The sequence below is a fragment of the Roseovarius sp. CAU 1744 genome (assembly GCF_039839345.1).
In the GTDB taxonomy this organism is placed as follows: Bacteria; Pseudomonadota; Alphaproteobacteria; order Rhodobacterales; family Rhodobacteraceae; genus Roseovarius.
Map to the genome: position 1 here is coordinate 80,866 of NZ_JBDOQV010000006.1, position 24,042 is coordinate 104,907.

The following is a 24,042-nucleotide window of genomic DNA, read 5'->3' on the forward strand; positions in this document are numbered from 1 at the left end:
TCTTCAGAGCGGGATATTGTCGTGTTTTTTCCACGGGTTGCTCAGTTTCTTGTTGCGCAGGGACGCAAACGCCCGGCTGACCCGCATCCGCGTGTTATGCGGCATGATCACCTCGTCGATAAAGCCACGTTCGGCCGCGACGAAGGGGTTGGCGAACCGGTCCTCGTAATCCTTGGTATGGGCTGCGATCTTGTCGGCATCGCCCAGATCCGCGCGGTGAATGATCTCGGTCGCGCCCTTGGCGCCCATCACTGCGATCTCGGCGGTGGGCCAGGCATAGTTGAAATCGCCGCGCAGGTGCTTGGACGCCATCACGTCATAGGCCCCGCCATAGGCCTTGCGGGTGATGACCGTGACCTTGGGCACCGTTGCCTCGCCATAGGCAAACAGCAGCTTGGCGCCGTGCTTGATCACCCCGCCATATTCCTGGGAGGTTCCCGGCAGGAAGCCCGGCACGTCGACGAAGGTCAGGATCGGGATCTCGAACGCGTCACAGAACCGCACGAAGCGCGCGGCCTTGCGGCTCGAGTCGATATCCAGGCACCCGGCCAGCACCATCGGCTGGTTTGCCACCACGCCCGCGGTCTGCCCCTCCAGGCGGATGAACCCGGTGATGATGTTCTTGGCAAAATCCTCTTGGATCTCGTAGAAGTCGCCTTCGTCCGCGATCTTTTCGATCAGCTCCTTCATGTCATAGGGCGTGTTGGCATTGTCGGGGATCAGGGTATCGAGGCTTTCTTCGACCCGGCCCGGCGTGTCGAAGAACGGACGCACCGGCGCCTTGTCGCGGTTGTTCAGCGGCAGGAAATCGACCAGCCGCCGCACCTCGGCCAGCGCCTCGACATCATTCTCGAACGCCCCATCGGCGACCGAGCTCTTGCGGGTGTGGGTCGATGCGCCGCCCAGTTCCTCGGCGGTGACCTGCTCGTTGGTCACCGTCTTGACCACGTCGGGGCCGGTCACGAACATGTAAGAGGTGTCCTTGACCATGAAAATGAAGTCGGTCATCGCCGGGGAATAGACCGCGCCACCGGCGCAGGGGCCCATGATCACGCTGATCTGCGGGATGACGCCCGAGGCCATGATGTTGCGCTGGAACACGTCCGCATATCCCGCCAGAGAGGCCACGCCCTCCTGAATGCGCGCGCCACCGGAATCGTTCAGCCCGATCACCGGCGCGCCGTTCTGCATCGCCATGTCCATGACCTTGCAGATCTTCTGCGCGTGGGTCTCAGAGAGCGATCCGCCGAACACGGTGAAATCCTGGCTGAAGACATAGACCATGCGGCCATTGATCGTGCCCCAGCCGGTGATCACGCCGTCGCCGGGCATCTTGACCTTGTCCATCCCGAAATCGGTGCAGCGATGCGCCACGAACATGTCAAACTCTTCAAAGCTGCCCTCGTCCAGCAGCAACTCGATCCGTTCGCGGGCCGTCAGCTTGCCCTTGCCATGTTGCGCGGCAATGCGTTTTTCGCCCCCGCCAAGGCGGGCCTCGGTGCGGCGATCTTCCAGTTGCTGAAGGATATCTTTCATGGCGCTCCCCTTTTTCGGTCGTTGCATGAACATAGGGAGTTTCGGCCCGATGGGGGAAGTAAAAACCAGCAAATTTGCAAACCTTTGAAAACAACAAAGAGCTAATATGTAAATTTGCTAATCTTCCACCGACAGGCGTGGACTTCCCCGACCCACGACCTTACCCAAGGCACATGGCTCACAATGTCAATGTCCGGTTCCTCGATCGCCGGACATCACCCCATATCCTGACGCTGATCTTGCTTGCCGGGCTTTCCGCCCTGGCGATGAACATCTTTCTGCCCAGCCTGCCCGGCATGACCACCTATTTCCAGACCGATTACCGGCTCTTGCAGCTGTCGGTCGCGCTCTACCTGGGAATCAACGCGGGGTTGCAGCTGGTTGTGGGGCCGGTATCGGACAAATGGGGGCGGCGCCCGGTGATCTTGTGGGGCACGGTGGTGTTCCTGCTGGCCACGCTGGGCTGCGTTCTGGCCACCAACGCGTATGTCTTTCTGACCTTTCGCATGTTGCAGGCGACAATCGTGGTGGCGATGGTTCTCAGCCGCGCGATCGTGCGCGACATGGTGCCGGACGAGCAGGCCGCCAGCATGATCGGCTATGTCACCATGGGCATGGCCGTCGTGCCGATGATCGGGCCGGCGATCGGCGGGATGCTGGACGCGGCGTTTGGCTGGCAGGCAAATTTCTGGCTGCTTATGGCGCTTGGCCTGCTGGTCCTGTGGCTGACCTGGGCCGATCTGGGCGAAACCGCACCGCTCTCGGGCCGCACTTTCCGCCAGCAGTTCAGCGATTACCCCGCGCTCTTTGCCTCGCCGCGGTTCTGGGGCTATGCCATGGCCTCGGGCCTCTCTTCGGGATCGTTCTTTGCCTATCTGGGCGGCGCGCCCTTTGTCGGAGACCAGGTCTTTGGACTGCCCCCGGAAAAGTTGGGCTTTTACTTTGGCGCCCCGGCAATCGGGTATTTCCTGGGTAATTTCCTGTCCGGCCGGTTTTCGGTGCGAATTGGCATCAATCGCATGGTCTACTGGGGCACGCTGTTCAACGCCGGCGGCATCGGCCTGAACCTCGCGCTGTTTTACGCAGGCCTGGGGACTGAAATCAGCTTCTTCGGCCTGATGACCTTCATGGGCCTGGGCAACGGCATGGCCATTCCCAATGCCACCGCCGGGGCGCTTTCTGTCCGCCCGCATCTTGCCGGCACGGCCAGCGGCCTGGCCGGGGCGCTGATGATCGGGCTGGGCGCGGCACTGTCGGCGCTGGCCGGCGCACTGCTTACCCCGCAAAGCGGCGCCTTCCCGCTGCTCTGGATCATGCTGACCACCGGCCTGCTGGCGATCGTCACCATATTGCTGGTAATCCGCCGCGAACGCAGCCTGAGTTCGCCCTGACCCCCTTGCGCCCGCATCTTTGCAAACCTATCCTGCTGGAAAGCAAACTTGCAAAGGCAGAAACGGACTCATGCCGACACAAAAGCTCTATGCAGGGGCCAAGCTGCGCGAGACCCGGCAGCGGCTGGGGCTGACGCAAAAGGATTTCGCCGCCAAGCTGGGCGTCTCGCTGCCCTATCTCAACCAGATGGAGAACAACAATCGCCCGGTCAGCACGACCGTGGTGCTGGCGCTGGCGCAGGAATTCGGTTTCGACGTGACCGAGCTGAGCACCGGCGATGCCGAACGCATGGTCAGCGACATGCGCGAGGCGCTGGCCGATCCGATCTTCGGCGACACCTCACCACCGCTTGCAGATTTACGACTTACCGCCTCGAACGCCCCGGCGCTGGCCCGGGCCTTCCTGGAACTGCACAGCGCCTATCGACAGACCCATGAACGCCTTGCCTCACTGGACGAAGCCCTGGGGCGAGAGGATTCCCGCACCCAGTCCAGCCCCTGGGATGAGGTGCGCGACTTCTTTCACTATTGCGATAACTACCTCGATGCGGTCGATCGTGCGGCGGAACGCTTCGCCACCCCCACCGGCACGCAACGCACCATACGCGATATCGCCATTGACCGGCTGTCGGCGCTTGGGATCACCGTCGCCGATGCCGACACCGATCAGTTGCGGGTCTTCGACCGGTCGAACGGGACGCTTTATGTGTCGTCCCGCGCAGCCCCCGAAACGCGCATCTTTCAGATCCTGCTGCAACTGGCGCTGCTGACGCAGGACAAACTGCTGGAGGCAACGCTGAATTTCGCCAACTTCCAGTCCGACGCCGCGCGCGCCATCGCCAAGATCGGCCTGGCCAATTATTTCGCCGGGGCGGCGCTGATGCCCTATACCCGGTTTCTGGACGCCGCCCGCACCACGCGGCACGACCTGGAGGTGCTGTCGAACCGGTTCGGCGCCTCGATCGAACAGGTTGCGCACCGGCTATCGACCCTGCAGCGCCCCGGTGCCAAGGGGGTGCCGTTCTTCTTCGTGCGTGTCGATCAGGCCGGCACGATCACCAAGCGCCACTCGGCCACGCGGCTGCAATTCGCCCGGTTCGGCGGTGCCTGCCCGCTTTGGAACGTGCACCGCGCCTTTGAAACCCCGGGGCGGTTCCTGCGGCAACTGGCCGAAACACCGGACGGCGTGCGCTATATCAGCCTGGCCCGGGATGTCTCGAAATCCGGCGGCTCCTACGGGGCGCCGGTGCGCCGCTTTGCCATTGCCCTTGGCTGTGATGTCAAACATGCCGAGGCGCTGGTCTATGCCGATGACATGGACCTGACCAATGCCCGGGCCTACGAGCCCATCGGCATCTCGTGCCGCATCTGCGAACGCACCGATTGCCATCAGCGCTCGGTGCCGCCGCTTGAACGCCGCCTGTCGATCACGCCTGATGAACGCGGCGTCCTGCCCTACAGGGTCGGCTGAGTTTCAGGCCGATAGCATCCGGTAGATTTCATCCTTCAACGCGCCGCGCTTCTTGCGCATGTCCACTTCGGTCATTTCCCCGACAGGATCAACGCTGGTTTCGGCCCGGTGCACCGCCCGGTTGATCTGATGGTATTCGTCGGCCAGGCGCGCGAAATGCGCGTCGCTCGCCTTCAATTCGGCAATCCGCGCATCGAATTCAGGGAATTCCTCGTGCAACTCGTGGGGGGTATGGGACATTTCGGGCCTTTCCTCTTGGTCGTTTCCAATGGGATAGACCCCTCCGGGCAAGCCGGCTTTGACACGGATCAATTGCGACGCCCTGCGGACCTGTGGAGCTCAGCGGCGGGCCGCGCGCCACCCCGCCGCCCGTGCCTCGGCCACGCTGCAGAACCAGCGTTCGCCATGGTCGCTGCGGATCGTTGTTGCGTCGTAGAATTGCTGGCCCGGCAGATGAAAGATGCGCGCACCCGACTTCGAGATATTGCCCTTGATGACACATCCGGCATCAGGGGCGGCGGATTGCGCCACTTTCGTTCGGCGATGCTCTGCCGGGCGTTGGAACGCCCCCGAATGCAGGCCCAGATGCGCCCGTTTCGCCGCACGTTCATCCGCGACATAGGCGTGAGAGTATCGGCGGAAGGCCACTGCCATGCCGTTCCGCACCAGATCGCGGCCCATATCCCGGCCACCCACCCGGCAGGTGGCCACGACCCGGTCATAATGATCCCTGTCCATCGCGTCACAACTGGCCCGCACACCCTGATAGCGCGCCCGCGCCGCGCGGCTGGCCCATGTGCCGCAATCCCAGTCCTGCCCCTGGGAGGTCTGGCAGGTCTGGCCAATCTCGGGCGCGTCGATGCCGTGCAGGCGCACCCGCACCCCGCCGACATCGAGCGTGTCCCCGTCGATGACCCGTACCACGCCCTCCACCCCTGCCAGGGCGGGCGCGGCCAGCAACACCAGAACAAGAGTAGAACAAATCCTTAACATCCGGTTAATATCCGGGGCATTGCGCCGGATATCAAGCGGTTAGTTCCGGTAACGTTAACGCTGTGCTTCGCGCCAGCGCGGGCTTATCCACGGTTCGGCATTGTCTGCCGCAAGCGGTGTCAGACCCAGGACGTGGTCGGCCATTTTCTCACCCACCATGATCGACGGACCATTGAGGTTGCCATTGGTGATCTGCGGGAAAATGCTGCTGTCGGCAACGCGCAGCGCCTCGACGCCGATCACCCTGCCCTCGGGGTCAACCACGGCCTCCGGATCATCGGCGCGGCCCATCCTGCAGGTGCCGCAGGGGTGATAGGCGCTTTCGGCATGTTCGCGGATGAAATCATCCAGCTGCGCATCACTCTGCACCTCGGCGCCCGGCTGGATCTCGTGCCTTGCAAAGGGCTTGAACGCGTCCTGCGCAAAGATCTCACGCGTGAGCCGGATACATTTGCGGAAATCGACCCAATCGCTTTCTTCGCTCATGTAATTGAACCGGATCACCGGGTCGGCGGCCGGATCGGCGCTGCGCAAGGTGACTGCCCCGCGCGATTTGCTGCGCATCGGGCCGACATGGGCCTGGAACCCGTGCCCCTCGGCGGCCGCCTTGCCGTCATAGCGCACGGCGATGGGCAGGAAGTGAAACTGGATATCGGGGTAATCCACCCCCTTGTCCGAGCGGATGAAACCACAGCTTTCGAATTGGTTGCTGGCGCCGGGCCCGCCGAAACCCATCAGCCAGCGCGCGCCGACATAGGCCTTGCCCGCAAGGTTCCAGTACCGGTACAGGCTGACCGGCTGGCTTGCCGCCATCTGGATATAAAGCTCCAGGTGATCCTGCAGGTTGCCGCCCACCCCGGGCCGGTCCGCCACCACCTCGATGCCGTGTTCCGCCAGATGCGCGCCCGGCCCCACGCCCGAGAGCATCAGGATCTTGGGCGAGTTGATGGCCGAGGCCGAGATGATCACCTCGGCACGCGCCCGGATGAGCTTGCGCTTGCCCCTGACCGTCGCCTCGACCCCCACGGCGCGGCCTTCCTCGATGACCACGCGATGCACGAGGCCGCGGATGATGTCGCAATTCTCCCGCTTCAGCGCGGGCTTCAGATAGGCATTCGCGGCTGACCAGCGCTGACCGTTCCGGACGGTCATCTCGAAAGGGCCGAAACCTTCCTGCTTTTCGCCGTTATAGTCCTCGGTCAGTTCGTATCCCGCCTGCCCGCCGGCCTCGACAAAGGCGCGGGTCAGCGGGTTGGACATGGTGCCCCGGGTGATGCTCAGCGGGCCGTTGGCGCCGCGCCAGGCCGGATCGCCGCCATGGCCTGCATCGTCCCAGCCTTCCATGCGCTTGAAATAGGGCAGCACATCGGCATAGCCCCAGCCATCGGCCCCCTGGTCGCGCCAGTGATCGTAGTCGCGGGCATGACCGCGCACATAGACCATGCCGTTGATGCTCGATGACCCGCCGATCACCTTGCCGCGGGGACAGGCCAATTGCCGGTTGTTCAGATGCGGCTCGGGCTCGCTCTGGTAACCCCAGTCATACATCTTCATGTTCATCGGATAGCTCAGCGCGCCGGGCATCTGGATGAACGGGCCGATATCGCTGCCGCCATGTTCGACAACCAGCACTGACTTCCCGGCCTCGGCTAGGCGATAGGTCATCGCGCAGCCGGCGCTGCCCGCCCCTACGACAACATAATCTGCTTCCATGATACCCCCCTAGTTCTCAGTCGTCGCATTGGCGCGACGGGGTGGGCGGGCGGGCGGCGCGCCAATGCGACGATACCGCCCCCGTCCGGCAGCCTGCCCCGATGAAACCCGCATCACTCGCCCCTCGGGAAACGCTGGTTTTCCTCGACCACGTTCAGATCCATGTGGTTGCGCATGTAGCGCTCGGACGCCTTCTGCAGCGGCTGGTAATCCCACGGGTAATAGCCACCCTTCCGCAGCGCCTCGTAGACCACCCATCGCCGCGCCTGGCTTTCGCGCACCTCGGCATCGAACCGCTCCAGGTCCCACCGCGCCGCGGCCTCGGCCCGGAACCGTTCCAGCGTATCGAAATGCGCCGGGTCCCCGGCCAGGTTCCGCAACTCGTGCGGGTCGGCCTCGAGGTCGAAAAGCTGCTCGGGATCAAGCCCGCAATTGGTATATTTCCATCTTGCATGGCGCAGGCAGATCAAAGGCGAATAAGACGCTTCGGCGGCATATTCCATTGTCACCGGGCTCTGCCGTTGCGCGCCCTGCCCCAAGGGCTTCAGGCTTTCGCCCGCGACCCAGGGCATCACCTCGGCCATGTCCACCCCGGCCAGATCGCACAGCGTCGGACATATGTCGACGGTGCTGACCGGGGCGCCGATCCGCCCGGGCGCCATCCCCGGCGCCGAGATCATCAGCGGCACCCGTGCAGAGCCCTCGTAGAAGCACATCTTGAACCACAGCCCGCGCTCGCCCAGCATGTCGCCGTGATCGCTGACAAAGAGGATCACCGCCTCCTGGCGTGTCGCCTCCAACGCGGCCATGACCTCGCCGATCTTGTCGTCCAGATACGAGATATTGGCGAAATAGGCGCGGCGCGACTTGCGAATGTCATCCTCGGTAATGTCGAAGGACCGCCAGTCATTGGCGTCGAAGATCCGCTGCGCATGGGGGTCGTGGTCTTCATACGCCATCGCCGGAACCTCCGGCAGCAGATATTCGCAATCCTCGTAGAGATCCCAGTATTTCCGCCGCGCCACATAGGGGTCGTGCGGATGGGTAAAGCTGACCGTCAGGCACCAGGGCCGGTCGTCATGACCGCGCGCCAGATCATAGACCTTGCGGGTGGCGTGATAGGCCACCTCGTCGTCATATTCCATCTGGTTCGAGATCTCGGCCACGCCCGCCCCGGTGACCGAGCCCATGTTATGGTACCACCAGTCAATCCGCTCGCCCGGTTTGCGGTAATCCGGCGTCCAGCCGAAATCGGCGGGGTAGATATCGGTGGTCAGGCGTTGCTCGAACCCGTGCAGCTGATCGGGGCCGACAAAATGCATCTTGCCGCTCAGACAGGTCTGATAGCCCGCGCGGCGCAGGTGATGCGCATAGGTCGGGATATCGGCGGAAAATTCGGCCGCGTTGTCGTAGACCCGGCTGCGCGAGGGCAGCAGACCGGACATGAAACTCGCCCGGCCCGGCGCGCAAAGCGGCGAGGCGGTATAGGCATTGGCAAATCGCGTCGAGCGCGCCGCCAACTTCTTCAGGTTGGGCGCGTGCAGCCACTCGGCAGGTCCGTCGGGAAAGAGCGTTCCATTCAGCTGATCCACCATGAAAATCAGGATGTTGGGGGCGTTCATTCACGTGATCCTTCAACAAGGCTGGACTCGAGGTAGTGCAGCAGAACATCAATCGCCGCAGAGGGTGACATCGGATCCTCGCGCAGCGCCTGGCGGATGTAGAGCCCGTCGATCATCGCCGCCAGACCACGGGTCAACATGCGCGCATCTGTCCCCGCGATCGGGCGGAAGGCGTGCAGCAGGTTCGACCGCAACCGGCGTTGGTAGATATGCAGAAGCCGCCGCGCCTCGTCGGATTTTTGCGCCTGCACATAGAAATTGAGCCAGGCCGAGACAAACTCGGGCCGGAATTGCGCCGGGGCAAAGCTGGCGCGGATGATCGCCTCGATCCGGTCGCGCGGGGTTTTCGCCATCAGCAGCGCACCGCGGACCTCGGCCCCGAACAGCGTCAGGATGTGGCGCATGGCGGCGGCGAAAATCTGTTCTTTCGATCCGAAATAATGATGCGCCAGGGCGCTGGACATGCCTGCCCGCTTGGCGATCTGGCTGACGGTGACATCCAGCGTCCCCTGCGCGCCGATCTCATGGATCGTCGCCTCCACCAGCGCCGAGCGGCGTATCGGCTCCATCCCCACCTTCGGCACTGTTTTCCCCCTTGATTTCGGATTGCCAACTCGTCGTAATCGTGTTTAATTGACTCGTCAATCAATAAAAATACGGTGCCCCTTGCCCGCCCAGCCATCACCCGCCTGTCACATTGACCTTGCACACAGAGACGGCGTCGGCCTAATCTCGGACCGTTCAACGATTGTCGCTGTGCAGCGGGTACATGCCTGAAAATGACGAAAACAACCGTTCCCTTGACGAATGTTTCCGCAGGCGGTGCCGTGCGATCGACAAAATGGAGAAGGTTCCCCTGCCCCGCAGTGGCGACACCCAGTGAACTCAAAACTATCAGGGAGATACAATAATGACGATCCTAACCAATGGCGGCCTGAACAGGCGCCGCTTCTTGCAGACCACGGCCGCAACGGCCATGGCCGCGACCCTGCCGCTGGGCGGTGCGATGGCCGCACCCAAGCGCGGCGGGCACCTGCGTGTCGGCAAGGCCCACGGCCAGACCACCGACACGCTGAACCCGGGCACCTGGGAGAACGGCTTTACCATCGGCATGGCCTTTGCCATCCACGGCCGGTTGACCGAGGTGAAGGCGGACGGATCGCTGGCGCCGGAACTGGCCGAGAGCTGGGAGGCGACGCCGGATGCGAAATCGTGGCGCTTCAAGATTCGCCAGGGCGTTAAATTCCACTCGGGCAAGGACCTGACACCCGAAGATGTTGCGGCCTCGATCAATTTCCATCGCGGCGAGAATTCGACCTCGGCTGCCGGCCCGCTTGTGGCACCGGTCGAGAATATCAGCATCGATGGCGACACGGTCGTGTTCGACTTGTCGGGCGGCAATGCCGACTTCCCCTTCATCCTCAGCGACTATCACCTGACCATTCACCCGGCCAAGGATGACAGCATTGATTGGGAATCGGGAGATGGCTGCGGCAGCTACATCTTGAAGAACAAGAATTTCGGTGTCTCCTGCCAGATGGAACGCAACCCGAACCACTGGCGGGATGACGTGGCCTTCTTCGACAGCATCGAGATGCTGGCGCTGGTCGACCAGAACGCGCGGACAACGGCGCTGGTCTCGGGCGATGTCGACGTGATCGACCGTCTTGACCTGAAGACCGTTGGACTGCTGGAGCGCAACCAGAACATCAAGATCAACTCGGTCGCCGGCACCCAGCATTTCACCTTCGCCATGTCGACCAATCAGGCGCCGTTCGACGATAACAACGTGCGCCAGGCGCTGAAATACGCGATCAACCGCGAAGAACTGGTTGAAAAGATCCTGTTCGGCTACGGTTCGGTCGGGAACGACGTTCCGGTTGGCCAGGGTCAGCTCTATTACAACACCGAGCTTGAGCAGAAGACCTATGATCCCGACAAGGCCAAGTGGCACCTGAAAGAAGCCGGTATGGACAGCCTGTCGGTCAGCCTGTCGGCTGCCGATGCCGCCTTTGCCGGTGCGGTCGATGCGGGCGTCCTGTTCCAGGCTTCCGCCAAGTCGGCAGGCATCAATATCGACGTCGTCCGCGAGCCGAACGATGGCTACTGGTCGGATGTCTGGATGAAGAAACCGTTCTCGGCGGTTTACTGGTCGGGCCGTCCTGTGCAGGACCAGATGTTCGCGACCGCCTATTCCTGTGGCGCTGCGTGGAACGACAGCTTCTGGTGCCACGACCGGTTCGAGGCGCTGATGGTCGAAGCCCGCGCCGAACTGGACTCGGACAAGCGCCGGGACATGTACTGGGAAATGCAGGACATCGTATCGAACCAGGGTGGCGTGATCATCCCGATGTTCGCGAATTACGTCTTCGCGACATCGACCAAGGTGAAGACCTCGGGCGATCTGGCCTCGAACTGGGACATGGATGGCGAACGCTGGGCCGAGCGCTGGTCCTTCGCCTGATCCGGGCACCATCAGTATCGGAAAAGGGCCGGGTTACCCCCGGCCCTTTTTTCGTCCGGTTATGAGCTTTCCGGGCATTGGCATGGCCGATATTGCCAAGACCCATGCACTTGACGCAGAGTTGTCAGAACCATTGGGGCAGCCCCGTGGGAACGAGCAGAAAGCCGAAGAACCGCCCCGATGACCAAGAAACGCCTGAACTTTTTCATCTTTGTGCTGCTTGTGGGCGCGACATTCGGTTTCGGCTATTGCGGTTGGACGAAGGCGCTGGCGCAGGTGTCCGATTTACCGCCGCTGGAGGTGCTTTACCGTACCCTGCTGGCCTTTACCGGCGACAGCATCTACGTGGCCGATCCCGAAGACGGCCAGGCGGGATTGAACTGGATGTTGGGCGTCGCGCGGATTACCGGGCTGGGGGCAACGATTTCCGCGCTGTTCGGACTGGCGCTGGTGTTTCTGGGCGGGGTGGCAAAGCGCTTTCGCGCCGCGCTTGCCCGTGGCCGCCATGTCATCATCGGCGCCTCGGATTTCGCGGTAGATTATGCAGCGCGGCAGGGCAAGATCACGATTTTCGACACCGAAGAAAACCTCGAGAAGCTCGATCCGCAATCGCGGGATGCGGGCGGGCTGTGGCTGCCGGACCGGATGGATGACGACACCGCGACGGGGCGTGCGATCGGGCGCGCACCACGCCAGGTCATTTTCGGCAGCCCCGACGCGATCACCAACGTGCATCGCGCCCGCCTCTGGCTGAGCGAGGTGCCCGAAAAACGGCGGCGGAACACGGAACTGACGCTTCGGGTCGAGGACAATTCGGTCGCGCGCGATCTGTCGCTTCTGTCCGGGGAATTCGGCAACGCCAAACTGATCTCGCGCGGCGAGATGGTGGCGCGGTCACTGGTCACCGGCATGGCGCCGACGCAGCTCGCGCATCTGCGCGGACAGAAACAGGTCCACATCGTTCTGATCGGGCTGGGCAAGGTCAACCTGGCCGTGGCCGAGGAATTGGTGCTGCGCTGCCATCGCCCGGGCCTCTTGCCGCTGCGCCTGACCATCCTGGACAACCGCCTTGGATGCGCGCAGGCGCGGCTTCGGGCTGAACGGCCTGACCTGCTGAACCCGGAATTCCGAAAGTTCGGGCCCCATATCGAGTTTTTCGAGATGGATGCGCTGGAATGCTGTGCCGACGGGCAGGCCGACCTGCTGATTGCCGCAGAATCCCAGACGCCCGTTACCGCCCTGGTGGTGGCCGCAGGCGAGGATGAGCGCAACGTCGCGATTGCCATTCGGCTGCGCCAGCTTCAGCTGGAAAGGCTGTGTCTCAAGGCGCCGATCTACATGCGCAGCGACAGCCTCACCTCGATCGCGCCTGAACCGGTCGAGGATCTGACCGGAGGGATCGTGGCGTTTGGCGGGCGGGTTCTGGATGCCGAAGACCTTGCCCTGGAGGACATCTACGAGGCGCAGGCCAAGGCCATTCACGACCGCTGGCGCGAGACCCTGGGGGACAAGAAAGCGCCGGAAAACGCCTGGGAAAACCTTAGCACGCGCGAGCGCAGGTCAAGCTACCGGGCCGCGCTTGCCTCGGTCGAGATGTTCTATGCGGCGGGGCTTGTGCCGCCATTCGGCATGTCGGTGGCCGGGCTGAGGGCGCATGAAACACCGGTGGACCAGATCCTTGGCGATGACGAACTGCTGCAGCCGCTCTGGCGGGCCGAACATGAACGCTGGAACGCGGAACGCCGCGCCGAAGGATATCGGGGGCGCGTCGATGGCCCACGCGATAACGAGAAAAAGCTGCATCCGCTGATCGTTCCTTGTGACGATTTGCCGGAATCCGAGCGGAACAAGGACCGCAACAACGTGCGCATGGCGCTTGAAAACGGGCGGCAGCGGTTCAGGGACGCCCGGCGCAGCCCGTGCTGGCGCGCGGTATTGCGGGTCGGGGTGATGGGCCCTCTGGCTGTGGAAGAGGCGATGCTGGACCGGCTGGAGGAACAGTTTCGCGCGGCATTTGAAGCTGATGTGCTGCCGGGCATGGGCGAACGGGAGCTGGAAATCCTCAGCCCCAATGCACCGGGTTTTGACCGGATGGCCACACAGCGCCTGCTGACGCTGTGGCACGGGCTGACCGGGCGGCAGGCGCGCGTGTTGCTGTTCAATTCGGCGCGTGTCCCGCTTGTCGACCGGATCGCCGCCGAACACCTGGCCGGCGGGCCGCTGGACCAGCGCGACCGCGCCAAGATGGCGGCAGTGCTGGACCGGCTCGGCCAGGAATCTACCGCGCTGCAGGCTGCTGCCGCCGGCCAGATACGCAGGTTGGACCTGCGCCCGCTTGCTGTTTCGGACGCGGATCTGGACAGCGACCGCGACGCCTATTTCGGCACTGTCAGGCGGGTGCAGGATCAGATCATGGGGCTGGCCGACATGATGATCTTCGAGACCAATGGCGGCAAGAGCCGCTGGACATCTGCGGCATGCGACGCGTGGAAGCATCCCCGATCCGTCAAGCTGCGCCTGTCATAGGGGGTCACGTTCGCTGACCGGCCGAACGGGCGCCGGGTGTTCGCCGCAGCCGGGCCGCAACAGGCGATAAAGGTGGATGCCTAGCCCTGGCTTTGGGCTGCGGCCTCCTGATCCTTCACGCTGGGCGGTGTCCAGCCCCGTTCAGAGCGTTCGTGAAAGGCGCCTTTGCCACGCGCGCGCATCTGCGCGGACTGTTCGTCCATCAACTCGCGCGCACGCGCTAGGTAACCCTCATTCTCATGCACAGGGATATCGGGATCGTAGAGATCGGCAAGTTCGCGCATGGTGCGCTGGTTCTCGGCCACGAAGGCGCGCGCGGTACGCTCGGCTTCGAACGGGTGCATGCCCAGGGCCTCATAGGCCGAGCGGCCCGCGCGGACCGAACTGTCGAACGTGTCGCGGATAATGTCGCGGCAGCCGGCGGCCCAAAGCTCGTAGACATGACCACGGTCCATCGCACGGGCGGTGATATGAACCTGCGGATGGTTCTGGGTGACATACCGCACGAGTTCGGTCGCGCCGTGCCGGTCATCTATGGCGATAACCAGCAGAGAGGCAGAGCGTATTCCCGCAGCCTCCAGCAGGTCCGGGCGGGTTGCATCGCCAAAGAAGGCGCGGACACCGAAGGCGCGCAGCATTTCAAGTTGTTTCGACGAATGATCGAGAACCGTCGTTTCATGCCCGGCGGTCACCAGCATCCGGTTGATGACGCCGCCGAACCGGCCGTGGCCCGCGATGATGATGTGACCGGGCGCCGAAATCTCGTCGGCCTCTTGCGATTCCGCCGATTGATAGCGCGGCAGGACGACGCGGTCATAGAGAATGAACAGAAGCGGTGTCAGCATCATCGACAGCGTGACCACCAGCGTCAGCCGCGGCGTGATGTCGGGTGGCAATACCGCGTTGGCGGCGGCGAACGAGATCAGGACAAAACCGAATTCACCGGCCTGCGCCAGGCCCATCCCGAACAGCCACCCCTGTTCGTCCCGCACCCGAAAGATCCGGGCAAGCACCAACAGCACACCGGCCTTAAGGGCCATCACCCCCAATGTCAGCCCGACGATCAGTAGCGGTTCGGCAACGAGCAGGCCAAAATCGATGGCCGCCCCCACGGTCATGAAGAAAAGCCCGAGCAGCAGCCCCCGGAACGGGTCGATATCGCTTTCGAGTTCATGCCGGTACTCACTGTTGGCCAGAACGACGCCGGCAAGAAACGTGCCAAGCGCGGGTGACAGCCCCACCAGCGTCATCAAGAGCGCGATGCCGATGACGAATGTCAGGGCGGCGGCAACAAAGATCTCGCGCAGATTGGCGTGCGCGATGAACCGGAACGCCGGGCGGGTCAGGAACATGCCGCCCGCGACGACGAGTGCGATAGCCGCCAGCGTGACCAGTGCGGTCTGCCAGCCGCTGAGCCCGTCAACCAGGGACATGGCCGCGCCGTGGCCGTCATCGCCATGCCCTGCCCCGGCGCCGTGATCGCCCAGGGCAGGCAGAGCAAGCAGCGGAATGAAGGCAAGCATCGGGATGACGGCGATGTCCTGAAACAGCAGGACCGAGAAGCTTGCCTGCCCGCCGTCGCTTTTCATCAGGCCCTTTTCGTTCAGCGTCTGCAGAACGATGGCGGTCGAGGACAGTGCAAAGATCAGCCCGATGGCAACAGCGACCTGCCATTGCAATCCGAAACCGACGCCCGCAGCGGAGATCAGCGCCGTGGTCAGCCCCACCTGCAATCCGCCCAGGCCCAGAAGCCGCGCGCGCATCTCCCACAAGAGCCTGGGTTCCAGTTCCAGCCCGACGAGGAACAGCATCATGACCACGCCGAACTCGGCGAAATGCTGGATCGAGATCACGTCCACATGCAGCAGCGCAAGGATCGGACTGAGGAGGATGCCCGCGATCAGGTACCCCAGGACCGAGCCAAGGCCGAGCCGCGATGCGATGGGCACCGACACCACACCGGCGATGAGAAACAGGAAGGCCAGAAGCAGAAAATCGGTCATCGTCTCATCTTTCGATCAATGGCAGGGTGTCGTGGGTAAGGATCTCGGACCGGATGGCGCGGGGCAGATCCAGCTGGTTGTCGCGCAATGCCGCCAGCAGTCGCCTGAACCCCCGCGCATGGGGGTCGGGGTCGGCGCTCAGGGCGCCGTGCTGGACATAGGGCGCCGGGAAGTGCATCTGACACAGCCGCGCGGTCTGTTCGAACGGGGTCAGGAATGTGCGTAAGGGGAAGTGCTGATAGCCCTCCGGGCTGTACGCGGTTTGCGGTCCTCCGGCCGAAATCGCCAGCACCAGCGATTTCCCCTTCAGCCGGTCGCCGCCTTCGCCATAGGCAAAGCCATGTTCCAGAACCAGGTCGATCCACTCTTTGACCAGCGCCGGGCAGGAATACCAGAAAAGCGGGAATTGCAGCACGATGATATCATGCTTCAGCAGGCGTTCCTGTTCGGCCTCGATATCGATGATGTACCGCGGATTCTCGGCATAGAGATCGACGCTGGTTATCCCCTCGACCGATTGCGCGGCGCGCCATTGCGACATGTTGATGCGCGATGAGGCCAGTCCGGGATGCGCGAAGATATGAAGCACGTTCGCCACGGCAAGCTCCTTTCTGTTTCGTCCAGTAGGGAACATGATTTCTTGAATGACAAGCCTTGCGGGCGGCGATCTGAGTTGGGGAAACCGACCTGCGCCACGCGCAGGATCCTGTCCGCACAGGTCATCGGGGCCAAGCTGATTTTCGGGGAATGTCGGGCGACGCCGATCCTGGCTGTCAGCACGGCCGTGTCGACGGTACCGAGCGGTTTGCCGATGTCGACGCCCAGGATGATCCAACGCATCTCGGTCCCACCCTCCGGCGCGGCAAGATCGTGGCGACACCGCCCCCTATCTGGTTCCGCAGGACCGGCATTCCGCTGTAGAGAGCATTCCGAAAAACTTGCCGATGCTCGGCCACCGCCGCACGGGCCGCACGCGCAGAACCAGGATGATCATCGAGCGGCACGATGAAACGAACCGCAATCGAGGTTTTCTGCGCGCCGAAACGTTCCGGTGATCGCCCTAAGATGTCACGAATGCGCCGTGTATGCGGACAAGTGCAGTCGACATATCAGACGACCTTGACCTTGCCCGCGCCATGGCCCAGCAGATTGCCGATGTTCTTTCGAACGGGGGCGCAAGATTCCGTGCCATGTCTCGGCCTCCGAGATAACTGTCGCGATTGCGACGGCAACGCATGGGCGTCACCGCGATCTGCACCTCGTCATTTCAAGTGATTTTGTCAGTGTGACGCGGGTTTTGATTTGAAGTCCTGAAAATCCGCCACTGCGTGGCACTCCTCAGATCACCCGGGGAAGGAATGCGGCCAGGTCATGTGCCTGGCCGCCTCCTCTTCAGGCAGCCTTTTCGGCAGGTTGCCAGGCAAATTTCTGAAACGGCTTGTCAACCGGCGTGTCGGCGAGGTGGTTGGTATAGTTCGACATCACTTTCTGCGCATAGCCAAGGATCACCTCAAGAATGTTCTTCCGGGTGTAGCCCGCGTCAAGAAAGGCCTGCACCGATGCGTCATCCAGATTGCCACGGTCGCGCACGACCTTCAGTGTGAAATCCCGTAGCGCCTCAAGCCGCGCGTTGGGCAGCGGTGTCTGGTTGCGCAGCGCATCGTTGACCGCGTCATCCACGCCCGAGCTCTTTGCGATGGCCGAATGGGCGGGAACACAATAGTGGCAGGAATTCTCGACGTTGATGGCTTGCCAGACAACTGTCAGTTCGTCCTTGTCGAAGCTCGTCTTCTGAAAAAGCTCATGCGCCACCTGATAGGTTTCCAGCAGTTGCGGAGATTCGGCCATCACAGCGTGCAGGTTGGGAACCATTCCAAAGGCAGCAACGGAATTGTCCAGCAGCGGCTTGGCGGCGTCGGGGGCGGTGTCTTGGTCGTAGAGTGTGAATTCGGTCATCTCAGATCTCCTTTGTGTGGTCACGGCGCAGCTTCTGCGCCTGACATCCGGAGAAGTAAGCAATTTGAGTGATCGCTCAATACTTGATTTGAGCAATCACTCAAATGTGAACATCTTTACCGAGAACCTCACGCGACAAATCGGTAAATTGATCCTATTCTGAAGCTCATGACACGAGCACGCCCATATGACAGGGATGTGGCCCTGAACGCCGCGATGCAGCTTTTTTGGCGAAAAGGCTATCACGCCACCTCGCTGAAGGATCTCGAAGCGGCGCTCAAGATGAAGCCGGGAAGCATCTATGCGGCCTTCCAGAGCAAGGAGGCACTGTATCTGGCCTCGCTCGAGCGCTATTACCATAGCACCTGCGAAAGCCTTCAGACCAAGATTGCAGAAGCGGGATCACCGCTGGCCGGGCTGGCCGAATTTCTGCGCGGCTTTGGTATGGCCCGCGAAAACCCGAATGACTACAATGTCTGCATGGTCGTGAAGTCGATGATCGATGCCACCGCCGAAGACGCAAAGATCGGGGAAATAGCCAGGGAATACCTGGACCTGATGTCCGACGAATTCGCCGCGATTTTCCAGCAAGCACAGGATCTGGGGGAACTGGATTCGGATGCCGATATTTCCTATCTGGCCCGCAGATACCAGATGAACCTGACGGCGCTGCGTTTCGAGGCACAGCGCGGCGGCACGGATGCGACACTGGCGAAACTGGCAGAGGAAATGGCCCACGACGTGGAAAAGCTGCGTGTCGCCTGATCGGATCCGTTGCGGCGCTGTCGTCTTTTTTACCCCGGCGGCCGCTCAGGTGTGATCCGACACCTGAGCTTTCAGAAAGCTCACGTTCACGGCGAGGCCGGGCAACAGCCATTGAAAGAGCTGCACAACCGACAGAACCTCGCCACTAACAGCGTCCTGTTCAGCCGCCTCGCGCAGGGCCTCCGGCGTCAGTCCCGTTGCATTGGGCAGATCCCGGGCCAGATCCACGCAGCGCTGGTGTACGGCAGTGACCGCGCCTTCGTAGCGCGGATCAGCAATCGCAGGGCGCAGCTCTTGCCAGGCCAGCGCGAAATAGCTGGGCCAGCGCGCCAGCGCCCGGTAGTCGGTGTTGACGAAGGGAAGGCCCAGCACCTTCTTTATGTCGCCATAGACAGCGCCAAGCGTCGGGTCCGCGTGATGTTCCTCCATCAAGACCGGTCTCGACGGTGGTTGAACCGGCGCGGAAACCGAGCCAACCTGCCCCTCACCCGTCCAGTGATGCCCTTCGAGCAGCAAGCGCGCGAGCGCGGCCATCAGCAGATAGGGCATGTTGCCGCCGTCGAAGATTTCGACACAGTCGTTGATTTCCGCCAGATTCTGCGATGTGTACCCCAGGGCCCCGAGCCTTGGTACGATCGTGGTCGGGCCAAGTTCATTCGCCTGCGCTTCGGCGGTCTGGCGCAGGACGGCGCAGGCGTCGCCGAATGCCGACGACAGGGCGATCGGCTCCAATGCGGACCACAGGCGTTGGTAAAATTTGGGGTATTGGGCGAAGGACATCGCCACAACCCCCATCCATGGCACGCCAAGCCCCACCTTGGTCTCTTCGTAAACCCGCAAAAGCGCGCCCTCGGCCATGACCTCGGGCACAGGGTTGATTGCGGGAATCGGGTCCGGCTTGAAGCGAGGCAGCACCTTATTCGGCATCAGTGAAATCCTGCGGCAGGCTTTCGCTCCACTTGCGCAATTCGTCGAGGAAATGCAGCGCCGAACACCCGAAAGGGGTGATCGAATACTGGACGGATACCGGAGAGGTTTCGAGCACTTCGCGCCTGACCAGACCCTGGCATTCCAACTGGCGCAGGCGTTCGGTGATCATCTTCTTGCTGGCCCCGGCGATCATCCGTGACAAGTCATTGAAACGAACGGGTTCGTCTTTCAGGTGCCACAGGATGGACCCCGTCCATTTGCCGCCGATGATCCGCATCCCGCGCTCGATCGCGCAGGGTTCGTCACAGGCCTCAACGGCGTTCCGGCGTCCCTTGTTATCTTCTTTCACATGCGCGCGCACAGGTGCCTCCAATTAGGTTACCAAAAGTTAACTGGTTGCTTTTTGTTTTCACCATCATCATCTAGGGACCGAAGCAGCGGCATGTCAAGCCGTACTGCGGCAAAGCAAGGAAGCGACCATGAGCAAAATACTGATCCTTAACGGCCATCAGCCATACCCCTTCTCCGAAGGAAGTTTGAACGCGGCATTTGCAGCACATGCACAGAAGCTGCTGGAAGACGCGGGAAACGAGGTACGTGTCACCAAAGTGACCGAAGGGTACGACGTCGAGCAGGAAGTCGCCAACCATATCTGGGCCGACACGGTGATCATGCAGTTCCCGATCAACTGGATGGGCGTGCCCTGGTCGTTCAAGAAATACATGGACGAGGTCTATACCGCGGGCATGGATGGGCGCCTGTGCGCCGGTGACGGCCGTTCGACCGACGCGCCGAAGGCCAATTACGGCATGGGCGGCACGCTGAATGACACGACCTACATGCTGTCGGTGACGTTCAACGCGCCGAAGGAAGCGTTCAACAACCCCGATGAACCGTTCTTTCAGGGCGCCAGCGTCGACGACCTGCTGTTGCCCGTCCACCTGAATGCGCGTTTTTTCGCCATGACGGCGCTGCCGACCTTTGCGGCCTTCGATGTGATGAAGAACCCCGAGATAGAAAGTGACCTCGCCCGGTTCGAAGCGCATCTGAAGGATGTTTTCACGCCAACCGCCACAGCGGCTGCGGCCTGAACGCCCCGGTCGGGCTGTGCCTGCCAGAAAGCCTGGCACAGCCCGACCGGCCATATCGACGCGCAGTCAACAAGGAACACCTGGAATGCCACAGCCTGATATCCACCTCTATACCGCGGCCACGATGAACGGCTACAAGTCGGTCATTTTTCTGGAAGAGGCCGGCGTGCCCTATGACCTGACCTTTGTCGATTTCGCGAAAAAGGAACAGCACGCGCCGGCCTACCTGAAGCTTAATCCAAACGGCAAGATCCCCACCATCGTGGACCGGTCGGAAGATCGGGCAATCTTCGAATCCGGCGCCATCCTGTGGCACCTGGCCGAGAAATACGGAAAGTTCCTGCCCACCGACCCGGTCGCACGGTCCGAAGTTCTGCAATGGCTGTTTTTTCAGGTCGGCCATGTGGGGCCGATAATGGGCCAGGCGATGTATTTCCAGCGTATCGCCGCCCCCAACGGCCATGAGGAGCCGTTTTCGATCAATCGTTACGTGACTGAAAGCCGCCGCTTGCTGGAGGTGCTTGATAAACGCCTCGAGGGGCGGGACTGGATCGCCGCCGCGCAGTACACCATCGCCGACATGGCGACATACCCGTGGGCACGCGCCTTTATCTGGGCTAAGGTTTCCGTCGACGGGCTGCCTAACCTTCAGGCATGGTTCGACCGCATCGACGCGCGCCCGGCGGTGCAGAAGGCGCTGACGATTCCAAAGGCGCAGCCGGCCTTCTGGGGGCACGCGGACGAAACCGAGTTCCTCAGGGAAAACGCGGCGCGGTTCGCGTCAGACGTGAAAGGATGAAAAAGTGAGCGAGAAAGAAAACCCGATCCGCGTTGACATCGTCTCGGACGTGGTCTGCCCGTGGTGCGCGATCGGCTATTACCAGCTGGCAAAGGCGGCCACCGAAACCGGTATCGAGATCGAAGTTCACTGGCACCCGTTCGAGCTGAACCCGCAGATGGCGCCCGAGGGCGAAAACCTGCGTGAACACCTGGCTGCCAAGTACGGCACCACGCCCGAGGGCTCTCGCCAGGCACGTGAGCGCCTGACCGCTCTGGGCGACGCGCTTGGTTTTGCCTTCAACTACGCCGATGACATGCGGATGTACAACACCTTCAGCGCCCATCAGCTGATCGACTGGGCCGAGGAACAGGGCAAGGGGCACGAGATGAAACTCGCGCTCTTCGCCGCGTTTTTCACGCGTCGTGAAAACGTCGCGGACCTGCAGGCGCTGGCGGATGTGGCCGAGGGTATCGGGCTTGACCGCAAGTCGGCGCTTGCGATGCTGGAAAGCGGTCAGCGCGTCGATACCGTGCGCGAGAAAGAAAGGTTCTGGACCTCGCGCGGGATCACCGGAGTTCCGGCAATGATCTTCGACCGGCAGCATCTGGTGACCGGCGCGCAGGGCGAGGATAACTACGCCCGTATCCTTGAACATCTCAAATCGGCGCAGGCGGCATGACGGACGCCCCCGAGATTCACCGCGAAGAAAACGACAGCAAGGGCCGCTACTGGCTGCAGATCGACGGGCACGAGGCCGAGCTGACCTATTCCCGGCTTGGCGGCGCGGCCATCATCATCGACCATACAGGCGTTCCGGACGCCCTTCGCGGACGTCACGCAGGCCACGCACTGGTGGCCCGCGCGGTCGAGGATGCCCGCAAGGAAGGCCGCAAGATCGTGCCACTTTGCCCCTTTGCCAAGGCTCAGATCGCGCGTCATGCCGAGTGGCAGGATGTATTGCAATGAACCGTGTCCGCCCGGGTAAGGCGACCGTGGGCCACCCGGTTTCAACACGCGCATTGGGCTGCCGGCGAGGTTCGCAAATGCCCGGCGCAAGGCATGCGCGCCGAAACTGCCTCTGACGCAAAAAATTTCTCCCGAGGGTCTTGCGGCGGCACGTGCGAAGACTTAGAAACATACCAGATGGTATCTTTCAGCGGAGTGCCCCTCATGCCCCAGCTTGTCGCCTACGGATTTCTCGGCCTTGCCATCCTCAGCGAAGTCACGGGATCAACGCTCTTGCAAAAGAGCGAACAGTTTTCGAAGCTTTGGCCGACGCTCGGCATGGCGGTATGTTTTGTCATTTCCCTGTTCTTCCTGTCGCAGGCGCTCAAGGTCATTCCGCTGGGGGTGGCCTATGCCTTGTGGGGCGGGCTGGGGATTGTGCTGACCGCTATCATCAGCGTTGTCATCTTTCGCTTCACGCTCGATTGGGCGGCGATCCTGGGGATCACGATGATCGTCGGCGGCGTGATCGTACTGAACGGCTTTTCGCAGGTCGCGGCCCACTGAAATGGGCACGGCCCACCACCGCCGCAAACGCCCGGCCGAGATCCGCCGCGCCCTGCTTGACAACGCCATGCAGATCGCCGTCGATCAGGGTCTGGGCGCGGTCACCGTGCAGGCGGTGGCCGCGGCGAGCGGGGTCACAAAGGGCGGTTTGTTGCATCACTTCCCGTCGAAACAGGCGTTGATCGACGCGGTGTTCTTAGACCTGCTTGACCGGTTCTCCGAGGATCTCGAGGAACGCATGCGGGACGATCCGGTTGCCCCGGGGCGGATGACACGGGCCTATCTTTCGTCCGTCCTTGATCTTGGCGCGGATGGCGGCCCGACAGCGGCGTTGTCGATCCTGATGCTGGCCGATGCGCCGCTGCGTCAACGATGGGCCGACTGGACCGAGGCACTGGTCTCGCGCCATCGCGCCACAGATGACAGCGTGGATCTGACGCTGGTGCGGCTGGCCGCCGACGGTATCTGGTTATCGGATCTAGGAGCGGTGCCCGTGCCGCAGCGGGAAAAGTTACTGGCGCGGCTTCAATCAATGGCAAGCGGCACGCACGAAGGCGGCTGACCGATCCCAGCCTTTGGCCGGTCCCACCCCTTGAACAAGAAAAAGCGGCGCCCGTTTGTGCAGGTGCCGCCTCTTTCCAATGTCACATTGGCGCCATTCAGCCCGGACAGGCAGCGCCGGATTCGACCCAGTGTTCGGCCAGTTCGGCAAACACCTCCCAGGTGCCCGGCGCGGCCTCGCGCCCTGGTCCCGGATTCCACGCCCAGCCGACAAGACTGTCATCCCCCATGTGATGGGCCACTTCCTGCAGGCTACGGCCACCATTGCGTTCGGGGTCTTTCAGCTGGGCGCAGATTTCGATCGTGCTCAACCCGATCCAGCCCATGCTTTGCGGCGCAAGCTGCCAATGCCCGTTGCCCGGCACCGAACCGCTCTCGCCGAGGAATTCGACGTTTTCGGCACTGTGGCAGGTGGTGCATCGCATCGCCACGACACCAAAATTATCCTCGGTCCGCTTGACCGGCGGTGAATGCGGCCTTTGCGTGTCGCCCTGCAGCGGCCCGCCGGTCACCGGATGACAGTTCATGCAGCGCGGATGGGTTATGACTTTGGCCATCTCGTCGAACAACGCCGCCGAGCGGGCGGATTCCGGCTCGATGCTTGCGAAGCTTTCGGCTGTTTTCAGCCCGTTCACCTCTTCTGCATTGGCGGACAAGGTGTTGGTCAGCACAACGGCCAGGGTGATCGCGCCTGTCAGGATGCCCGTGTGTTTGTAGAACTTCATAT

General features: G+C 62.3%; 23 protein-coding genes. 11 read left to right on the top strand and 12 right to left on the bottom strand.

Annotated elements, in window-relative coordinates; all coding sequences use genetic code 11:
- Window positions 1–3 precede the first annotated feature (3 nt).
- A complete protein-coding gene (locus AAFO92_RS13250) occupies window positions 4–1,536 on the bottom strand; it encodes an acyl-CoA carboxylase subunit beta (RefSeq protein WP_347535871.1) in 1,533 nt (510 codons plus the stop codon).
- Between the two features lie 173 nt (window positions 1,537–1,709).
- On the opposite strand from AAFO92_RS13250, the gene AAFO92_RS13255 reads away from it, so the two are divergent.
- Both AAFO92_RS13255 and AAFO92_RS13260 read left to right on the top strand, forming a co-directional pair.
- On the top strand, window positions 1,710–2,927 hold the full coding sequence (locus AAFO92_RS13255; protein WP_347535873.1) for a multidrug effflux MFS transporter: 1,218 nt from the start codon (window positions 1,710–1,712) through the stop codon (window positions 2,925–2,927).
- A gap of 70 nt (window positions 2,928–2,997) precedes the next feature.
- Window positions 2,998–4,398: a short-chain fatty acyl-CoA regulator family protein gene (locus AAFO92_RS13260; protein WP_347535875.1), complete on the top strand. Its 1,401-nt coding sequence runs from the start codon at window positions 2,998–3,000 to the stop codon at window positions 4,396–4,398.
- Window positions 4,399–4,401: 3 nt separating this feature from the next.
- On the opposite strand, the gene AAFO92_RS13265 is transcribed toward AAFO92_RS13260, so the two are convergent.
- From AAFO92_RS13265 to betI, 5 genes are all read right to left on the bottom strand, one after another.
- Window positions 4,402–4,638, bottom strand: a complete 237-nt coding sequence (locus tag AAFO92_RS13265; protein ID WP_347535877.1) for a YdcH family protein — start codon at window positions 4,636–4,638, stop codon at window positions 4,402–4,404.
- Between the two features lie 99 nt (window positions 4,639–4,737).
- Complete coding sequence (locus tag AAFO92_RS13270; RefSeq protein ID WP_347535879.1) at window positions 4,738–5,391, bottom strand: thermonuclease family protein; 654 nt, start codon at window positions 5,389–5,391, stop codon at window positions 4,738–4,740.
- A gap of 54 nt (window positions 5,392–5,445) precedes the next feature.
- Window positions 5,446–7,104 (bottom strand): choline dehydrogenase, encoded by a 1,659-nt coding sequence (gene betA / locus AAFO92_RS13275; RefSeq protein ID WP_347535882.1) that lies wholly within the window; start codon window positions 7,102–7,104, stop codon window positions 5,446–5,448.
- 113 nt (window positions 7,105–7,217) lie between these two features.
- On the bottom strand, window positions 7,218–8,726 hold the full coding sequence (gene betC, locus AAFO92_RS13280; protein WP_347535884.1) for a choline-sulfatase: 1,509 nt from the start codon (window positions 8,724–8,726) through the stop codon (window positions 7,218–7,220).
- Window positions 8,723–9,295 (bottom strand): transcriptional regulator BetI, encoded by a 573-nt coding sequence (gene betI, locus AAFO92_RS13285; protein ID WP_347536377.1) that lies wholly within the window; start codon window positions 9,293–9,295, stop codon window positions 8,723–8,725. Before betI ends, betC begins: the two co-directional genes overlap by 4 nt.
- A gap of 341 nt (window positions 9,296–9,636) precedes the next feature.
- Here betI and AAFO92_RS13290 point away from each other — a divergent pair, with 341 nt between their 5' ends.
- Window positions 9,637–11,190, top strand: a complete 1,554-nt coding sequence (locus AAFO92_RS13290) for an ABC transporter substrate-binding protein (protein WP_347535886.1) — start codon at window positions 9,637–9,639, stop codon at window positions 11,188–11,190.
- A gap of 180 nt (window positions 11,191–11,370) precedes the next feature.
- On the top strand, window positions 11,371–13,716 hold the full coding sequence (locus tag AAFO92_RS13295; protein WP_347535888.1) for a hypothetical protein: 2,346 nt from the start codon (window positions 11,371–11,373) through the stop codon (window positions 13,714–13,716).
- A gap of 80 nt (window positions 13,717–13,796) precedes the next feature.
- Here the strand turns inward: AAFO92_RS13295 and AAFO92_RS13300 are convergent, their stop codons facing one another.
- From AAFO92_RS13300 to AAFO92_RS13310, 3 genes are all read right to left on the bottom strand, one after another.
- Window positions 13,797–15,719: a cation:proton antiporter gene (locus AAFO92_RS13300; RefSeq protein WP_347535890.1), complete on the bottom strand. Its 1,923-nt coding sequence runs from the start codon at window positions 15,717–15,719 to the stop codon at window positions 13,797–13,799.
- Between the two features lie 4 nt (window positions 15,720–15,723).
- Window positions 15,724–16,317, bottom strand: a complete 594-nt coding sequence (locus AAFO92_RS13305; RefSeq protein WP_347535892.1) for an NAD(P)H-dependent oxidoreductase — start codon at window positions 16,315–16,317, stop codon at window positions 15,724–15,726.
- A 794-nt stretch (window positions 16,318–17,111) separates the two neighbouring features.
- Entirely contained in the window at window positions 17,112–17,675 is a 564-nt protein-coding gene (locus AAFO92_RS13310; protein WP_347535893.1) for a carboxymuconolactone decarboxylase family protein, read from the bottom strand.
- Between the two features lie 168 nt (window positions 17,676–17,843).
- Here AAFO92_RS13310 and AAFO92_RS13315 point away from each other — a divergent pair, with 168 nt between their 5' ends.
- Window positions 17,844–18,440: a helix-turn-helix domain-containing protein gene (locus AAFO92_RS13315; protein ID WP_347535895.1), complete on the top strand. Its 597-nt coding sequence runs from the start codon at window positions 17,844–17,846 to the stop codon at window positions 18,438–18,440.
- 45 nt (window positions 18,441–18,485) lie between these two features.
- Here the strand turns inward: AAFO92_RS13315 and AAFO92_RS13320 are convergent, their stop codons facing one another.
- Window positions 18,486–19,367, bottom strand: a complete 882-nt coding sequence (locus tag AAFO92_RS13320) for a halocarboxylic acid dehydrogenase DehI family protein (protein ID WP_347535898.1) — start codon at window positions 19,365–19,367, stop codon at window positions 18,486–18,488.
- On the bottom strand, window positions 19,357–19,731 hold the full coding sequence (locus AAFO92_RS13325) for a helix-turn-helix domain-containing protein (RefSeq protein ID WP_347535900.1): 375 nt from the start codon (window positions 19,729–19,731) through the stop codon (window positions 19,357–19,359). The genes AAFO92_RS13320 and AAFO92_RS13325 overlap by 11 nt, the downstream gene beginning before the upstream one ends.
- Before the next feature lie 118 nt (window positions 19,732–19,849).
- On the opposite strand from AAFO92_RS13325, the gene AAFO92_RS13330 reads away from it, so the two are divergent.
- The 6 genes from AAFO92_RS13330 to AAFO92_RS13355 all read left to right on the top strand — a co-directional run bounded on the left by AAFO92_RS13330 (window position 19,850) and on the right by AAFO92_RS13355 (window position 23,316).
- The gene (locus tag AAFO92_RS13330; RefSeq protein WP_347535902.1) at window positions 19,850–20,461 is read left to right on the top strand and encodes an NAD(P)H-dependent oxidoreductase; all 612 of its coding nucleotides are present in this window, start codon (window positions 19,850–19,852) and stop codon (window positions 20,459–20,461) included.
- An 85-nt stretch (window positions 20,462–20,546) separates the two neighbouring features.
- A complete protein-coding gene (locus AAFO92_RS13335; RefSeq protein WP_347535904.1) occupies window positions 20,547–21,260 on the top strand; it encodes a glutathione binding-like protein in 714 nt (237 codons plus the stop codon).
- Between the two features lie 4 nt (window positions 21,261–21,264).
- The gene (locus tag AAFO92_RS13340) at window positions 21,265–21,921 is read left to right on the top strand and encodes a DsbA family oxidoreductase (RefSeq protein WP_347535906.1); all 657 of its coding nucleotides are present in this window, start codon (window positions 21,265–21,267) and stop codon (window positions 21,919–21,921) included.
- Window positions 21,918–22,208: a GNAT family N-acetyltransferase gene (locus tag AAFO92_RS13345; RefSeq protein WP_347535908.1), complete on the top strand. Its 291-nt coding sequence runs from the start codon at window positions 21,918–21,920 to the stop codon at window positions 22,206–22,208. Before AAFO92_RS13340 ends, AAFO92_RS13345 begins: the two co-directional genes overlap by 4 nt.
- 204 nt (window positions 22,209–22,412) lie before the next feature.
- Entirely contained in the window at window positions 22,413–22,754 is a 342-nt protein-coding gene (locus tag AAFO92_RS13350; protein ID WP_347535910.1) for a multidrug efflux SMR transporter, read from the top strand.
- Window position 22,755: 1 nt separating this feature from the next.
- Complete coding sequence (locus AAFO92_RS13355) at window positions 22,756–23,316, top strand: TetR family transcriptional regulator (RefSeq protein WP_347535912.1); 561 nt, start codon at window positions 22,756–22,758, stop codon at window positions 23,314–23,316.
- Between the two features lie 97 nt (window positions 23,317–23,413).
- Here AAFO92_RS13355 and AAFO92_RS13360 read toward each other — a convergent pair whose 3' ends face one another.
- Complete coding sequence (locus tag AAFO92_RS13360) at window positions 23,414–24,040, bottom strand: Isoquinoline 1-oxidoreductase subunit (RefSeq protein WP_347535914.1); 627 nt, start codon at window positions 24,038–24,040, stop codon at window positions 23,414–23,416.
- Window positions 24,041–24,042 lie beyond the last annotated feature (2 nt).

Coding starts and splice junctions, on each gene's coding strand:
- AAFO92_RS13250 (WP_347535871.1), bottom strand. CDS start 1,536: ATGAAAGATATCCTTCAGCAACTGGAAGATCGCCGCACCGAGGCCCGC.
- AAFO92_RS13255 (WP_347535873.1), top strand. CDS start 1,710: ATGGCTCACAATGTCAATGTCCGGTTCCTCGATCGCCGGACATCACCC.
- AAFO92_RS13260 (WP_347535875.1), top strand. CDS start 2,998: ATGCCGACACAAAAGCTCTATGCAGGGGCCAAGCTGCGCGAGACCCGG.
- AAFO92_RS13265 (WP_347535877.1), bottom strand. CDS start 4,638: ATGTCCCATACCCCCCACGAGTTGCACGAGGAATTCCCTGAATTCGAT.
- AAFO92_RS13270 (WP_347535879.1), bottom strand. CDS start 5,391: ATGTTAAGGATTTGTTCTACTCTTGTTCTGGTGTTGCTGGCCGCGCCC.
- betA (WP_347535882.1), bottom strand. CDS start 7,104: ATGGAAGCAGATTATGTTGTCGTAGGGGCGGGCAGCGCCGGCTGCGCG.
- betC (WP_347535884.1), bottom strand. CDS start 8,726: ATGAACGCCCCCAACATCCTGATTTTCATGGTGGATCAGCTGAATGGA.
- betI (WP_347536377.1), bottom strand. CDS start 9,295: ATGGAGCCGATACGCCGCTCGGCGCTGGTGGAGGCGACGATCCATGAG.
- AAFO92_RS13290 (WP_347535886.1), top strand. CDS start 9,637: ATGACGATCCTAACCAATGGCGGCCTGAACAGGCGCCGCTTCTTGCAG.
- AAFO92_RS13295 (WP_347535888.1), top strand. CDS start 11,371: ATGACCAAGAAACGCCTGAACTTTTTCATCTTTGTGCTGCTTGTGGGC.
- AAFO92_RS13300 (WP_347535890.1), bottom strand. CDS start 15,719: ATGACCGATTTTCTGCTTCTGGCCTTCCTGTTTCTCATCGCCGGTGTG.
- AAFO92_RS13310 (WP_347535893.1), bottom strand. CDS start 17,675: ATGACCGAATTCACACTCTACGACCAAGACACCGCCCCCGACGCCGCC.
- AAFO92_RS13315 (WP_347535895.1), top strand. CDS start 17,844: ATGACACGAGCACGCCCATATGACAGGGATGTGGCCCTGAACGCCGCG.
- AAFO92_RS13320 (WP_347535898.1), bottom strand. CDS start 19,367: ATGCCGAATAAGGTGCTGCCTCGCTTCAAGCCGGACCCGATTCCCGCA.
- AAFO92_RS13330 (WP_347535902.1), top strand. CDS start 19,850: ATGAGCAAAATACTGATCCTTAACGGCCATCAGCCATACCCCTTCTCC.
- AAFO92_RS13335 (WP_347535904.1), top strand. CDS start 20,547: ATGCCACAGCCTGATATCCACCTCTATACCGCGGCCACGATGAACGGC.
- AAFO92_RS13345 (WP_347535908.1), top strand. CDS start 21,918: ATGACGGACGCCCCCGAGATTCACCGCGAAGAAAACGACAGCAAGGGC.
- AAFO92_RS13350 (WP_347535910.1), top strand. CDS start 22,413: ATGCCCCAGCTTGTCGCCTACGGATTTCTCGGCCTTGCCATCCTCAGC.
- AAFO92_RS13355 (WP_347535912.1), top strand. CDS start 22,756: ATGGGCACGGCCCACCACCGCCGCAAACGCCCGGCCGAGATCCGCCGC.
- AAFO92_RS13360 (WP_347535914.1), bottom strand. CDS start 24,040: ATGAAGTTCTACAAACACACGGGCATCCTGACAGGCGCGATCACCCTG.